Annotated in this window: 10 protein-coding genes; 8 read left to right on the forward strand and 2 right to left on the reverse strand. The window is 54.1% G+C overall.

Annotated elements, in window-relative coordinates; all coding sequences use genetic code 11:
• The first annotated feature begins 434 nt into the window (after positions 1–434).
• Positions 435–1,877, forward strand: a complete 1,443-nt coding sequence (locus tag C7476_RS02330) for a helix-turn-helix domain-containing protein (RefSeq protein WP_114428278.1) — start codon at positions 435–437, stop codon at positions 1,875–1,877.
• Between the two features lie 157 nt (positions 1,878–2,034).
• Here the strand turns inward: C7476_RS02330 and C7476_RS02335 are convergent, their stop codons facing one another.
• Both C7476_RS02335 and C7476_RS02345 read right to left on the reverse strand, forming a co-directional pair.
• On the reverse strand, positions 2,035–2,673 hold the full coding sequence (locus tag C7476_RS02335; protein ID WP_114428279.1) for a hypothetical protein: 639 nt from the start codon (positions 2,671–2,673) through the stop codon (positions 2,035–2,037).
• Between the two features lie 571 nt (positions 2,674–3,244).
• Complete coding sequence (locus tag C7476_RS02345; protein ID WP_114428281.1) at positions 3,245–3,841, reverse strand: L,D-transpeptidase; 597 nt, start codon at positions 3,839–3,841, stop codon at positions 3,245–3,247.
• 302 nt (positions 3,842–4,143) lie between these two features.
• On the opposite strand from C7476_RS02345, the gene C7476_RS02350 reads away from it, so the two are divergent.
• The 7 genes from C7476_RS02350 to C7476_RS02380 all read left to right on the forward strand — a co-directional run bounded on the left by C7476_RS02350 (position 4,144) and on the right by C7476_RS02380 (position 14,555).
• A complete protein-coding gene (locus C7476_RS02350; RefSeq protein WP_114428282.1) occupies positions 4,144–4,887 on the forward strand; it encodes a hypothetical protein in 744 nt (247 codons plus the stop codon).
• 46 nt (positions 4,888–4,933) lie between these two features.
• Positions 4,934–9,256: an RHS repeat domain-containing protein gene (locus tag C7476_RS02355; RefSeq protein ID WP_147274603.1), complete on the forward strand. Its 4,323-nt coding sequence runs from the start codon at positions 4,934–4,936 to the stop codon at positions 9,254–9,256.
• 195 nt (positions 9,257–9,451) lie between these two features.
• Positions 9,452–10,324 (forward strand): DMT family transporter, encoded by an 873-nt coding sequence (locus C7476_RS02360; RefSeq protein ID WP_114428284.1) that lies wholly within the window; start codon positions 9,452–9,454, stop codon positions 10,322–10,324.
• A gap of 179 nt (positions 10,325–10,503) precedes the next feature.
• Positions 10,504–11,592, forward strand: a complete 1,089-nt coding sequence (locus C7476_RS02365) for a polyamine ABC transporter substrate-binding protein (RefSeq protein ID WP_114428285.1) — start codon at positions 10,504–10,506, stop codon at positions 11,590–11,592.
• Between the two features lie 70 nt (positions 11,593–11,662).
• Positions 11,663–12,811: an ABC transporter ATP-binding protein gene (locus C7476_RS02370; RefSeq protein ID WP_114428286.1), complete on the forward strand. Its 1,149-nt coding sequence runs from the start codon at positions 11,663–11,665 to the stop codon at positions 12,809–12,811.
• A gap of 12 nt (positions 12,812–12,823) precedes the next feature.
• Positions 12,824–13,735: an ABC transporter permease subunit gene (locus C7476_RS02375; RefSeq protein WP_114428287.1), complete on the forward strand. Its 912-nt coding sequence runs from the start codon at positions 12,824–12,826 to the stop codon at positions 13,733–13,735.
• Between the two features lies 1 nt (position 13,736).
• Positions 13,737–14,555, forward strand: coding sequence for an ABC transporter permease (locus tag C7476_RS02380; RefSeq protein WP_114428288.1), 819 nt, complete (start codon positions 13,737–13,739; stop codon positions 14,553–14,555).
• The last annotated feature ends 268 nt before the right edge of the window (positions 14,556–14,823 follow it).

Consider the following 14,823-nt stretch of genomic DNA (forward strand, 5'->3'; position numbering starts at 1 on the left):
CAAAGAGTTTTATCCCGCCGCAGCCTGCATCATAAGGAGTTTAAAAGCTGCGTTAATATGACTAGATTTACATTGCAGCGCGATATGATCCAGAAATATCGCATATTTGGGCGGTTATATCGAGTTATCGTGTCGTGTGTTTGACAATACTGGTTTGTAAATTTGTAAATTTTGTAATATCCTGATTGGGTGATGGATATGTAAATCTTGTCATAACCGGCCTGCAATGCTGCTGTGCGTGGTTCGACAAGCTCACCATGAGGGATGTGGATTGATAGCAACACCAATTGGGAACGTCGCAGAACATAGCTCCCTGCACTCAGCCCAAGCCCCTCATGGTGAGCTTGTCGAACTGCTTTTTGCAATCAGCCAAGTCCCTCATGGTGAGCTTGTCGAACCACGCACAGCAGCGATGCACGCAATAGTGAGGCTCCATGGCTGAAGGCAAGATATTCGCCGGACCGCGTATCAGGCGCATTCGCAACGAGCGCGGCCTGACACAAACCTCGATGGCCGAGGCGCTCGGTATTTCGCCTTCCTATCTCAATCTCATCGAGCGCAACCAGCGGCCGCTCACGGTGCAGCTCCTGCTCAAACTCTCCTCAACCTACAAGATCGAGCTCGACACACTGCAGATGGAGACAGGCTCCTCCATGGCCGTGCTCAAGGAAGTGTTTTCCGACCCGCTGCTCAATGGCGAGTTGCCGGGCGACCAGGAGCTCATCGAAATCAGCGATGCGGCGCCCAATGCCGCCACCGGCGTCATCAAGCTTTATCGCGCGTACAGGGAATCGCTCGAGCGCCTTTCTGATCTGTCACAACTTCTGGCGAAGGACGGCCGCGCCCCATCCCTTGTTGCCACACGCATGCCGCTGAATGAGGCGCGCGAGGCCCTGGAGCGCCGCGCCAATCATTTTCCCCGCATTGAAGGCGAGGTCGACAGCTTTACCAGCCTGCTCAAGCCTGGCGATGATCTGCTTGGCGCACTCAAGGCCTGGTTAAAGAGTGAACATGGCATCTCCGTGCGTGTGCTTCCCGTGGCGACCATGCCGAACTGGCGCCGGCGTTATGATCGGCATTCGCAGCGGCTGTTCATATCTGAACGCTTGTCACCCTTCGACCAGTTGCGCGAAGTGGCGATGGAGGCGGCGCTCATGCGCATGCAGGTCGTCATCGCAGCCGAAATACAGGATTTGAAACTCTCCTCGGACGAGGCGCGCCGCATTGCCCGTTTCGAGTTCGGGCGCTACGCGGCGCATGCACTCATGATGCCTCATCAGGCTTTCCAGAGTGCGGCTGTTCGTGCTCGCTATGATGTTGACGTCCTTCGTTCACGCTTCCACGTCTCCTTCGAACAGGCCGCCAACCGCCTGACAACGCTTGACGGCAAGTCCGACATTCCGTTCTTCATGCTGGAAGTCGACCACGCCGGCAATCGTTTCCGCCGGGCAGGGGCGCAAGGATTCCCGCAGTCCCGTTTCGGCGGCGAATGCCCGAAGCTGCCTGTCCATGCCGCGTTCGCTCAGCCTGGCCAGATCCTCGTCGAGGCGGTGGAGATGCCGGATGGCGCCGAGTTCATGACGATTGCCCGCACCTTGGAAGGGCCGCAGGGCGCCTTCAACGAACGCCCGCGCCGCACGGCCATCCTACTCGGCTGCGATATCGAACATGCCGACAAGACGGTTTACGGCAGCGCGTTCGGTAACATGAGTATTAGCGCCCCTCCGCTCGGCAAATTCGTCGGATCCACGCCTGTCGGCCCGGCCTGCCGCCTGTGCGAACGCGCCGCCTGCCTCTCCCGAGCCGAACCACCCGTGACGCGGCCGGTGGGACTGGACGAGATGGTGACAGGGCTCAGCGCGTTCGATTTTCAGTAAGGCGAGTTTCGCCATCCGGAAAACAGAACTGTGTTTATTTGATCGGAAATGCCAGAGGCTGTTGCGATTCACACTATGACGCGGCGAAAATGGTGGGTTTCGAGCACCGGACACAGAAAGACGCCATTTGCAGGCCGTCAGAGTGTGAATGCCTAGCCTAGCCGGGAGGGCCGGTATACCCGACCGCATTGGGCCCGCCGTTCATCTCTCGAAGCTTGACGATGTATTGTTGCGGACGCAGCAAGTGGCCGGGTGCTTTGTATCCCATGGACCGCGCAATCTCGCCGACGAAGGCATTGCAGTTGAACGTCGTTGCCTGCCAGAAACGCGATCTGGCTTGGAGTTTGCGTATGTAGGCGACGACTTTATTGTATTCGGCTTCGTTCAAGGTGACGCGCCAGGTTGCCGACCTGTACTTATCGTCCGTATCACCGTCGCTCTCACCGGTCTCGGCTGGTACGGGTATGTAATGGCCAAGAATATAGGGAACCACGCTGTTTGTAGCCGGGTGAAGACCGGCAACTTCGCGATCAACTATATTGCCCGCCTTGTCCAGACGCCCGAACATCACATAGGTATGGCCGTAGGTAAGGGCATAGCGCGAGCGAAACTCGATATAGTACCGCCCGTTTTTTTGCGCGGGTTGTTTTGTTGTCGCCGAAGTAACCTGAACGGCCGCAGTGCTGTCACTGATACCGGACACGGAACCCGACTTGCTCTCATTGCTCGTTTGACATCCCGCCACTGCGAGCCCAAGCATGATCACAGACAAAAGACGAACACTCATGAGCGTCATCCCATACCAGAATTCGTCAAAACGCAATCCTCAAGCCCGGCCATACCCGTTATAAATCATCGGGGGCCGCACAGCCGCTTGTGAAGCCGGCTTTTTTTGCGAATCACATGATGCTGGAAGGGTCGGGCGACCCTTCCATTTTTTTGACGAAACTTCTTATTTATAAACTGGTGCTGCTGCGGGCTCTTCAGCGACTGGCGGCGGGGCTTTCCCCTTACCCATCGTCCCACACGCGCTTAGGCTGGCAACGGCCAAGGTGGCAACTACAGCGAATAGAATCCTGCTCATCAAATTTCCTTTCCCTCAAAGGCGAGTAGGTTACTGATGGTAGAGTACTACCAATGGTAGAGTAGCACAAATAGTAGTGATGACTAGAGCTTGGAATGGTAAACGCACAACAAGTGTGTCCAGTTTGCAACAGGGCGGTCCAGGCCCGGATTATGAGGGCGTGTTTCGAAAGTCGCCGCGGGTCGGCCCATGCGACGAGCGTAGGGTACATTAAGTACGTGAACACTGTGAGCGCAGGAGATCGCGTCAGATGACTGCCGGACAGAGTTCCAAGACAAAGCTCTTAGACGATCAATACCGGGGTTCCCAAAGGTGTGTTGTCATAGAGATAAAGGATGTCCTCATTCGTCAGGCGAATGCACCCGTTCGATACGGCTTGTCCTATCAACCAGGGTTCATTTGTACCGTGCAGGCGAAAATAGGTGTCACGTCCGCCGCGGTAGAGATAAAGCGCCCGTGCACCGAGCGGGTTGTTTGGCCCGCCGGGGACTCCGCCGGCATATTGCGCCAAATGCGGCTTGCGCCTGATCATGCTTGCAGTGGGCGTCCAGGATGGCCATTGCTCCTTGCGCTCGATCGTCGCCCTGCCTTTGAGCGTCAATCCCTCTTCGCCGACCGCGATACCATAGCGCGTGGCCGACCCGTCCCGCTGGACCGCATAGAGGAAACGTTCATAGGTGTTGACGACGAGCGTCCCGGGCGCCTCGCTCCCTTGATACGCCACCTCCTGCCGTCTCAGACGGGGATCCATGCCGCGTGGCACGGCAAAAGCAGATGAGATTGGTGAAAACGCCTCGCGCACTCCGGAACCGCATCCGGAGGTCATGAGTGCTATACTGCCCAACACGAGCCCCCGGCGCGTAATTTTATCAATTGTCATTTGTTGCCCCAACCAGTCGACACATTCGCGGCCACCCTAACATTGCAGGAGTGGCTGGCCAAGTCTTGTACGTCGCAGCGATCGACTATGAACAACTAGCTGGAATATCCGCTGATTATGCGCTGCAGGATCTGGAATTTCGGGACGGCAAGAGCCGAGAAACGAACTGATCGTGACACGCTGAGTGCATTTGATTTTAGCAGGTGCAACTCAGACGCACGTTGCGCGCGCTTCAACCAAGGTCGAATTGCAAGGGAAGTCTGCGCGTGTAATGAGCGCTGTGCAATCGATAGGAATCAGGAATGTCTCTTGCCACTTTGGCGATATGGCCAACGCTTGGGCGCAGCCTTGCAATTGTGTTTTGCACAGTGCTTTGGCCGTTAGCCGTTGCGACGGCACAGGATGTGGAAGCGGAGAGTGACTGGGAAGCCATTTGGAAAAAAACGACGGCGTTTCAACAATCCATCCAGGAAGCTGAAACGCGAGGGGATCATCGAGCGGCCGTCTCGTACGCGCGTGAATGCCATGAGTTGTGGGTGTCAATAGGGCGGTTTTCGTCCCCGTATTGCACCTACTACTATGTTAATGCTTTGGCATTTGAAGGGGCAGTGTGTGGGGATCAAGATCGCGCTTTCCGGATTGTCGCCAAGATAGTCAGCATGAATTTTGACGATACATTCTCAATAGAGTTGACCCGGTTTTATCTGGACGGAATCGGCACTTTTCGAAACACAGTTGAAGCTACCGTGACGCTCTGGCGTTTCAGGAACGGAAAGATATCTGAAGCCTTTTCGTGCAAGAATGGTTGTGACGATCTTTGGCACGATGTTAAAGCGCTCGAGACGCGCTTGGAAAAAGAGTTATCCAGGGAGGAAAAAGCCAAGGCAAGAACGCTGGAACGAGAGCGATTTCCGAGATTGTATTACGAAGTATTATTTTGGAATATACTGTTTTTATCAACAAAATACTCCTTTATTGTACTTATATATTTGCTGGCATTTAAAATATTAAGAAGTATATTTTCCGCTATACGTTCATTTTTTTAATGAGCACATGATGCGTAAATAATTGTCTAATAATTAGGATGTTTCGATGGTAAAACAAATCCCCATTTTTATACCGGTAATACTTCCAAACTACAACGTTGGTAGCGGTGGTAATCTTGAAGCGCCCATGCTGGGTCACGCCGCCTTCATTGTGATTGATGAGAATGGCAAGGCAACCTATCAGGAATTTGGACGCTATGATCCCAAAAAAGTCCAAGGGGTTGTGACCAACAACCAGAATGAATATACGGAAGGTAACATTCGGCAACACGCGATTGTTGCAAAACTTGAATTCGATGACGCTGGGAATCTAACGGAAAGGTCTTTGACAGCAGCGCTTGACGAGGTGTTTGATACATCGGGTCTGTACAAAAATACGGATATCGGTGCGGCTCAGATTACACAATTCAAGATGAGCAAGGAACAAACCACCCAAATCAATACTTGGTTTGGAGAACAGAAAAAGCTGATCAACGATGGAATAACGCACTATTCGATTTTTGATAGAAATTGCATGAAGTTCGTTTATGACGCGGCCAATGCTGCAGGCTTGAAGATCAGCAACGCACAAAATTTGACGGGCCTTTCCATCCCAAGCATTGGTGGAGCCAATATTCTTGAGGTGGCAAAAAAGGGCTACGAATACTATGCACCTAATTCATGGAATAAGATCCAGTTAACTGCACTGTCTGGACCTGGCAGCCAGACTGCCAGCTTCTTTATCGATCGTGCGTGGCAGGCCACGAAAGCCATGGCGGAGTGGGTTGGGGTTGATCTGGCTGTCGATCAGAAAGATTTTTCCATCATTACGAACTCGATTACCGGGTTGCCCACGGCAATTGAGTTTAAAAACACTCTAGGCCGTTTGTTGCAGCGTACGTCAATCGAAAAAGACGGAACGCTGAAGAATGTGACTTTTGACGACCTCAGCACCAAAACCAGGGAAGCGCTGCTCAACCCCAATGGCAGTCTGATCACCGTTTCCACATTCAATCCCGCCGGTCTCAAAACATCCGAAAAGCAATTCAATCTGGATGGTTCACGCAACGAAACCAGTTTCGATCCGGTTTCCGGCGAGGCTACATACAAGACCCTTTTCAAGGCGGATGGAACGGCCACACAGACAACCTACGACATAGTCAACGTAAAGTCATGGAAGGAAGCCACAGCCGAGTATGGCAAGGACGGCAAGCTCGTCTCCGAAAAGGTTATCAACGACAACAATACCCGTATAGACAGAGTTTTTTTCCCCGGTACGACCAAAACCAATTTTAGCAAGGAGTATGACGCAGCAGGAAAATTGACGACGGAGACCACATATCGGGTGGACGGCACGCAGACCCGCAAGCTCCATGACGTGGAGAATAAAGGAGACTGGCGGGAAGCGACGATCGACTATGACAAGAACGGCAACCGGATCCTTGAAAAGGCAGTCAATGACGATGGCAGCCGTTATGATCTGATCTATGATTCAAACGATGTTCCGAAATCCAAGACAGTCTATAACCCGGCAGGGAAGGTAACGACGGTCACCACCAATAATTCCGACGGCACGCAAACGGAAACCGTCTATGACCCTGACAACAAGCAATCGTGGCGGGAAGCAACAGTTCAATATGGACGGGATGGCAATCCGGTTTCTGAAAAGGGGATCAATGACGATGGCAGCAAATACGATGCCACCTATCAACCGGGCACATCCAAGGTCAATTCCTATGTGCTGACACGGGGCGACGGTACACAATCGAAGACAGTCTTCGATGCGGACAACCAGCAGGATTGGCGCGATGGTACTTTTGAATATGACAAGAACGGCAAGCTGATTTCGGAACAGGGCACCTTCGACGATGGTACCACTTACGACCAGAAATATGATCCCTTGACGGGGAAGATGACGGCGAGGACCGATTACAATCCCACGGGCAATGTGACTTCGATCAGGTCAGTCAAGACAGATGGATCGGAAACCAAGACGGTTTTTGATCCTGAAAATAAAGAGGCTTGGAAAGAGGCCACTATTGAATACCGCAAAGACGGAAGTCTGGTTTCCGAAAAAGGATTGAATGATAACGGCACCCGCTATGATTTGACTTTCGACAAGGATACGGGCGAGGTTAACCGGCGGTTTGACTACAACCAAGCCGGCCAGAAAGTTTCCGATACTGTTTTCAAGATCGATGGAACGCAGACCAAAACGGTGTTCGATCCAGACAATCAACAGGATTGGCGCGAAGATACTTTTGAATACGACAAGAACGGCAAGCTGATATCGGAAAAGGGTACCTTCGACGATGGCGAGAAATACGACCAGAAATATGATCCCTTGACGGGGAAGATGACATCTAGAACTGACTACAATCCGGCAGGGAATGTGACTTCGATCAGGTCAGTCAGGGCTGACGGAGCGGAAACCAAGACGGTTTTTGATCCAGACAATAAACAGACCTGGAAAGAGGCCACCATTGAATATCGTAAAGATGGAAGTCTGATCTCCGAAAAAGGGTTGAACGATAATGGCACCCGCTATGATTTGACCTTCGATAAAGATACGGGTGAGGTTAATCGGCGGCAGGAATACAATCAGGCAGGTCAGACAACGTCCACTACCACTTTTAAAGTGGATGGCACCCAGTCGCGACTTTTCTATGATGTTGGGAACAAGCAGGGCTGGCGTGAAGCCACAGTCGAATTCGACAAGAACGGCAGGTTGGTTTCGGAAAAAGGCGTCATCGACGATGGAACCCGTTACGATGTGAAATACGATCCAAATACAAACAAGATGACGGCAAGAACAGATTATAATCTGGGAGGGCAGGTCAGTTCGGCTACTTCGGTCAATGCGGATGGCTCGCGGACGAGGACTTTTTACGATCCCGCCAATGCTGCTGGCTGGAAAGAGGTTGCCGTTCGGTATGACAAGAACGGGAAGGCAATCTGGGAGAAGGGTACTATTGACGATGGCAGCCGGTACGATGTGGCGTATGATTCGACCACTGGCAAGGTAACAGCGAGAACAGACTATAATCCTGCAGGTCAGGTAACCTCGATTACTGCTGTTCATGCGGATGGATCGCAAACCGTAACGATGTACGACCCTGAAAATAAAAGCAATTTACAGAAAGCGGTTATTGAATATGACAAGTATGGTGATCCTGTATCGGAAATAGGGACACTCGATGATGGAACGCGCTATGAAAGTACGTATGACTTCCGGGGGGTAAAGACAGAGAAGGTTATATATCCCGATGGGACGGCATCGGAGAAAGAGTTTATGGGGGGGAAAATCTGGAAATACACCGAACAAGATCTTGGTAATCATCAAGGATGGGCGCAAATCGAAGAAACATACTATTCTGATGGCAAGAAATGGTCAGAAGAACGCATCATGGACAATGGAGACATCTACCAATTTGGCTATGACATGAAAACTGGTGAAGCAACGTCGGCAAGCTGGACCCACAATGGAGTAAAGCGGTTTGGCGAACTGAACAAGAAAAAGAACAGTTTTGTTTTCAAGACTGGCGGCGGTGGGGGAGATGGCGGCGGGTTCTGGAGCCAGGTCTTTGACTTCGTTTCGAGCATAGTTCGGCCGTGGTCGTCATGGTCGAGCACGATTGGCGGTGACTCTTCAAGCAACCCCAAATCCCGTCCCCCTGTGTTTGATATCACAAAACATCTCGATGATTGCCCTTACTATAATAATCCGCACCCCTCCAATCATACTGAAGACCCCGATGGGACCATTCATCTGAATACCATTGTTATTTATGGCAGTCATCCCGTCCTCCTCGACCTAAACAACGACAACACTCTCGATGTACGCCTGCTCGAGCGCATGGACCTTGCCGATATTTCCACCCCACGCTTCGATTGGAATTCCGATGGCACGCCAGACCGCACGGCTTGGGTTGGTCCTGATGATGGCTTGCTGGTGATCGATCTCGCCAAAGACGGTGCCGCCGGTCCTGACGGCAAGATCGACCAGGCCCGCGAAATCGCTTTCGCGTTGTGGAAGACCGAAAAGGAAATCGACAGCGAGAACGTCACCGATCTCGAAGGCCTGCGTTATGCCTTCGATACCAATCACGACAACATGCTGGATCAGAACGATGCCCGATGGAATGAGTTCCGTGTCTGGCAGGATACCAACCAGAACGGCATCAGCGAGGATGGCGAGTTGATGACCATGAGCGATGCGGGCATCAAGCTGATCAATCTTCTCCCGGACCCGAAGGGCGCAAAGCAGTTTGCCGACGGCTCGGCGATCACCGGTACGACGACGGCGCTGATGACCGATGGAACGACAATGCTTGTCGGCGATGTCAGCCTGCGGTTCCAGCCTTTCGGTCATTCGCATCATATGGTGTGATCTCGCAAAGACGAGGGACGACAATTGCCGCCCCTTGCCAACCTGCTGCCAACATGCCGTTAAACCGACAATCAACAGTCGTTTTCCAGACTCAACCTTTGCCACAAGCTTGGCATTGTCGCGTGCATGAGTATCTCCGCCGTGCCCCTGCCGCCCGTCACCGGGCCTGACCCAGCCAAGAGCTCTTCGGAGGCTATGATCGGCTGTCTGCTGGTGGCGGGTGCCGCGATCGCGTGGAGCACCGGCGGCGCTCTCACGCGCTTCGTCGAAGCCAATGACAACTGGACGATCGTCTTCTGGCGCTCGGTCTTCGCCGCGCTGTTTCTCCTCTGCTTCATGCTGGTGCGCGACGGGCCGCGCGGCACATGGCGGCTGTTTCAGCATATGGGACTGGCCGGCCTCGGCGTCGCCATTTGCTTCGCCATCGCCTCATCCTGCTTCATCATCGCGCTGTCCTATACGACGGTCGCCAATGTGCTCCTGCTGCAGGCGGGTGTTCCGCTCTTTGCGGCTTTGATCTCGTGGATATTGTTCCGCGAGCGCATCAGTTCCGCCACATGGATCGCCATTGCCGTGGTCATTGCCGGCGTTGCCATCATGGTGTCGGATTCACTTGACGGGGAGGTTTCGCCCATCGGCGATATGCTGGCGCTGTTGATTGCCATCTCGTTCGCCATCGCCACCGTCATAACCCGCCGCAAGGCGCATCTGCGCATGACGCCGGCGGTTTTTCTCGGCGTGGTCATTGCCGCCTGCGTGGCCTCGACGATGGCCGGCCAGTTCAGCACGAGCGTGCGCGATTTCGGCCTGCTCTTTGCACTCGGCGCGGTCAATCTCGGCCTCGGCCTCGCGTTCTTCGTCAGCGGCGCGCGGCTCATTCCCTCGGCGCTGGCCGCGCTGATCAGCACGCTCGAACCTGTGCTCGGCCCGGTCTGGGTCTGGCTCCTGCACAACGAGGTCCCGGCTCCGCGCACGATCATCGGCGGCGCCATCATTCTCGCCGCACTGCTCATGCATCTCGGCTGGGAATATCGGCGTCAAAAACGCGTGGCGGCGGTCGTCCGCTAGTCGCAATTCTCCACACGACAACTGCGCTGCATCATTGAAAATTTCGCACTTGCGCAATTTTCAATGAAAGTGTTGCCTGAAGCCAGTTGACGAAGCCTTCGCAATCTAAAAAGGTGGAGGCCAATCACGGGAACCCCGGCACAATTCAAAGGATTAGTGCCAGCATCATGGAGAACTAAATGGGTATCAAAACCGCTCTGTTGACGGCCACTCTCGCGCTCGGCCTTGCAAGCTCGGCCTTCGCGCAGGAACGCGTCGTCAATGTCTATAACTGGTCTGATTATATCGACCCGACGACTTTGGAGGATTTCACCAAGGAAACCGGCATCAAAGTCGTCTATGACACCTTTGATTCCAACGAGATTCTCGAGACCAAGCTTCTCGCAGGCGGTACTGGCTACGATGTCGTGGTTCCAACGGCCTCTTTCCTTCAGCGCCAGATTGCGGCTGGTGTTTTTCAGAAGTTAGATAAATCCAAATTGCCCAATCTCTCCAATATGTGGGATGTCATCAGCCAGCGTATCGAGAAATACGATCCCGGCAATGAATATTCCGTCGATTGGATGTGGGGCACAACTGGGCTGGGCTACAATGTCGACAAGGCCAAGACGATCCTTGGTACAGACGAGCCGCCAACATGGGATGCGTTGTTCAAGCCAGAAATTGCTGCGAAGTTCAAGGATTGCGGCATCTATGTTCTCGATTCTGCAACCGATGTCATGCCGTCGGTGCTGGCCTATCTCGGACTTGATCCAGATAGCAAAAATCCCGACGATCTGGCCAAAGCCGGTGCACTGCTCGAAACGGTTCGCCCATATATCCGCAAGTTCCATTCGTCCGAATATATCAATGCGCTGGCGAATGGCGATATCTGCCTTGCGCTCGGCTATTCCGGAGATGTCTTCCAGGCGCGTGACCGAGCCGCCGAAGCAAAGGCGGGTGTGAACGTCGGCTATTCCATTCCGGGAGCCGCCCAGATGTGGTTCGACGTGCTTGCTATCCCCGCTGATGCGCCGCATGTGGCAGAGGCGCATGAACTCATCAACTACTTGATGAGGCCGGATGTCGCCGCCAAGGCGTCCAACGTTGTGTTCTATGCCAACGGCAACAAGGCTTCGCAATCAGCCATCGCCAAGGAAATCCTGGACGATCCGGCTATCTATCCAACGCCCGAGGTGCTGGCAAAGCTCTTCACGGTCACACCCTATGACACCAAAACCCAACGCGTTGTGACGCGCTTGTGGACGAAAGTGGTCACAGGCCAATAATCCACAAAAGACCCCGGCAGGCAATGCCGGGGTCTTTTGAAATCAAGAACAGAAAAGACCGGGGCAAATCATGAAATCATTGGGAAGCTTTCGCCGCACATTCGCACCTTGGAACGATCCGCAGGCGAAGCCCTTTATCGCGATCGAAAATGTCACCAAGAAGTTCGGTGATTTCGCGGCAGTCAATGATTTGTCCCTCAACATCTATAATCGCGAATTCTTTGCGCTGCTGGGTGCTTCCGGCTGCGGCAAGTCGACTCTCCTGCGCATGCTTGCCGGCTTCGAAGAGCCGACCGCCGGGCGCATTCTCATCGATGGTCAGGATATGCGCGGCATTCCGCCCTATAAGCGCCCGGTCAACATGATGTTCCAGTCCTACGCCCTTTTTCCGCACATGACGGTCGAAGGCAATATCGCTTTCGGTCTGAAACAGGAGGGTATGGCCAAGGGCGATATCGAGGCGCGTGTCGCCGAAATGCTCAAGCTTGTGAAGCTCGAGCAGTTCGCCAAGCGCAAGCCGCACCAGCTCTCCGGCGGTCAGCGCCAGCGCGTCGCGCTTGCGCGTTGCGTTGCAAAGCGTCCGAAGGTTTTGCTGCTCGACGAGCCCCTCGGTGCGCTCGACAAGAAACTGCGCGAGGAAACCCAGTTTGAACTCATGGACCTGCAGATGAAGCTCGGCCTGACATTCGTTGTGGTTACCCACGACCAGGAAGAGGCGATGACCATGGCCGACCGGATCGCTGTCATGGACAAGGGCAAGGTCATGCAGGTGGCAACGCCGGCGGAAGTCTATGAAGCTCCAAACTCGAAGTTCGTCGCCGATTTCATCGGCAATGTGAATATGTTCGAAGGCACCGCCGCTGCAGTCGCCAATGGCAAGATCGACATCGCTGTCGCTCCTGAAAACCTGACGATCCGCACCGATGCAGCTTCGAGAAATTGCGCTGTCGGCCAGCCGGTCGGCTTTGCCATAAGACCGGAGAAAATTCGGGTCAGCCGCAAGCAGCCCGCCGATCCGTCCGTCAACTCCGCGCACGGGGAGCTTTATGACATCGCCTACTTCGGCGACATGACGGTTTTCCATGTGAAACTTGAGAGCGGCCGGATCATCAAGGCGGCGAGCCTCAACGCGGTGCGCACGGTTGAAGACCCGCTGGGCTATGACGATACGGTCTGGGTCAACTTCGATACCGACGCCGGTATCGTGTTGACCGCGTGAGGGGGCGATGTCATGCAGAAATTGATATCGTCCGTTGCTGGTCGGCTGGTCATAGCCGTTCCTTATCTGTGGCTACTGATCTTCTTTCTCATTCCCTTCGTCATCGTATTCAAGATTTCACTGTCTGAAGTCGCCATGGCGATTCCGCCCTATACGCCTGCGTTCAATCTCTCGGCGGGTTGGCAAGGGCTCAGGGAGAGCTTCGCTCAGTTGTCGTGGGACAACTATATTTGGCTCGTGGAGGATCCGCTTTATTACAAAGCCTATCTTTCCAGTTTGCTCATCGCCGCGGTTTCGACCGTTCTGACGCTTATCATCGGCTATCCTATTGCATACGGCATGGCGCGCGCGCCCGCGACGGTGCGGCCGACACTGCTGATGATGGTCATCCTGCCGTTCTGGACCAGCTTCCTGATCCGCGTCTATGCGTGGATAGGCATCTTGAAGCCCGAGGGCCTGCTAAACCAATTCCTGATGTGGGCGCATGTGATCGACACGCCGCTCAACATCCTCAACACCAATACAGCCGTCTTCATCGGTATCGTCTATTCTTACCTGCCATTTCTGGTTCTGCCGATTTATTCGGCGCTGGAAAAGATGGACTACTCGCTGGTCGAAGCAGCTGAAGATCTTGGCTGTCCGCCCATACTCGCCTTCTGGAAAATCACCTTTCGCCTGTCGATGCCGGGCGTCATAGCCGGGTGTTTCCTGGTTTTCATTCCTGCAGTCGGGGAATTCGTCATTCCTGACCTCCTCGGCGGATCGCAGACCCTGATGATTGGCAAGACACTGTGGAACGAGTTCTTCTCCAACCGCGACTGGCCGGTTTCCTCCGCCGTCGCTGTGATTCTTCTGCTGTTGCTGGTCGTGCCGATCGTTCTGTTCCAACGTGCGGAAGCGCGGGCGCAGGAAAGCGAGAAATAAGATGAACACCACCTGGTCCCGCTTCAACATTGCCTCTCTGGTGTTCGGTTTTGCCTTCCTTTATTTGCCGATCGTCCTTCTGGTCGTCTTTTCGTTCAACGAATCCCGGCTCGTCACCGTGTGGGCAGGGTTCTCGACCAAATGGTACGTGTCCCTGTTTCACAACCAGAGCTTCATCGATGCGGCTTGGGTGACGATCCGCGTCGGGCTCGTCTCGGCCACGGTTGCGACAATTCTTGGAACACTCGGTGCCTTGGCTATGACCCGCTATACGCGCTTTCGCGGGCGCTTGCTGTTTTCAGCAATGATCTACGCGCCGCTGGTCATGCCGGAGGTCATCACGGGATTGTCGATGCTGCTGCTGTTCGTTGCCATCGGCTTCGACCGCGGCCTGTGGACCATGACCCTCGCACATATCACCTTCTCCATGTGCTTTGTCGCCGTCGTCGTGCAGTCGCGATTGGTGACATTTGACCGCTCGCTGGAAGAAGCGGCGATGGACTTGGGGGCAACGCCGGTGACGACGTTCTTCAAGGTGACGCTGCCGGTGATTCTGCCGGCAGTGGTCTCGGGCTGGATGCTTGCCTTCACCCTTTCGCTGGACGATCTGGTTATTTCCAGTTTCACCTCTGGCCCCGGCGCAACGACCCTCCCGATGCGCATTTACTCGCAGGTCCGGCTTGGCGTGACACCGGAAATCAACGCAGCCTGTACCATCCTGATTGCCATCGTCGCAGTCGGAGTGATCATCGCGTCGATTGCCAACAAGCGCCGCGAGGTTCAGAAGGCTCGCGACGAACAGGCCGCTGCACGGAACTGACAACCCCGGACAACCTCAGAGCCTGAGATAACAGGTCGAATGCAACTCTACGTTCGTTGTTGCCCACATCAAACCAAGCAATAGATGAGAAATGGCGCTAACGCGCTAACAGTTTGATGGCGAAGCAACAACACCGGACCAGCGGTGTATCGAGGAAGACAGGCTCCCCCGACTGCGGCAACAGCCTTGCCTCAAACTTGGAGGTGAAACTATGCGGCATCTACCGTTTAGTCTAACCCTTATCGTCAAGAAAACCCGGACGACCTGG

The organism is Phyllobacterium bourgognense, from assembly GCF_003337575.1.
Taxonomy (GTDB): domain Bacteria; phylum Pseudomonadota; class Alphaproteobacteria; order Rhizobiales; family Rhizobiaceae; genus Phyllobacterium; species Phyllobacterium bourgognense.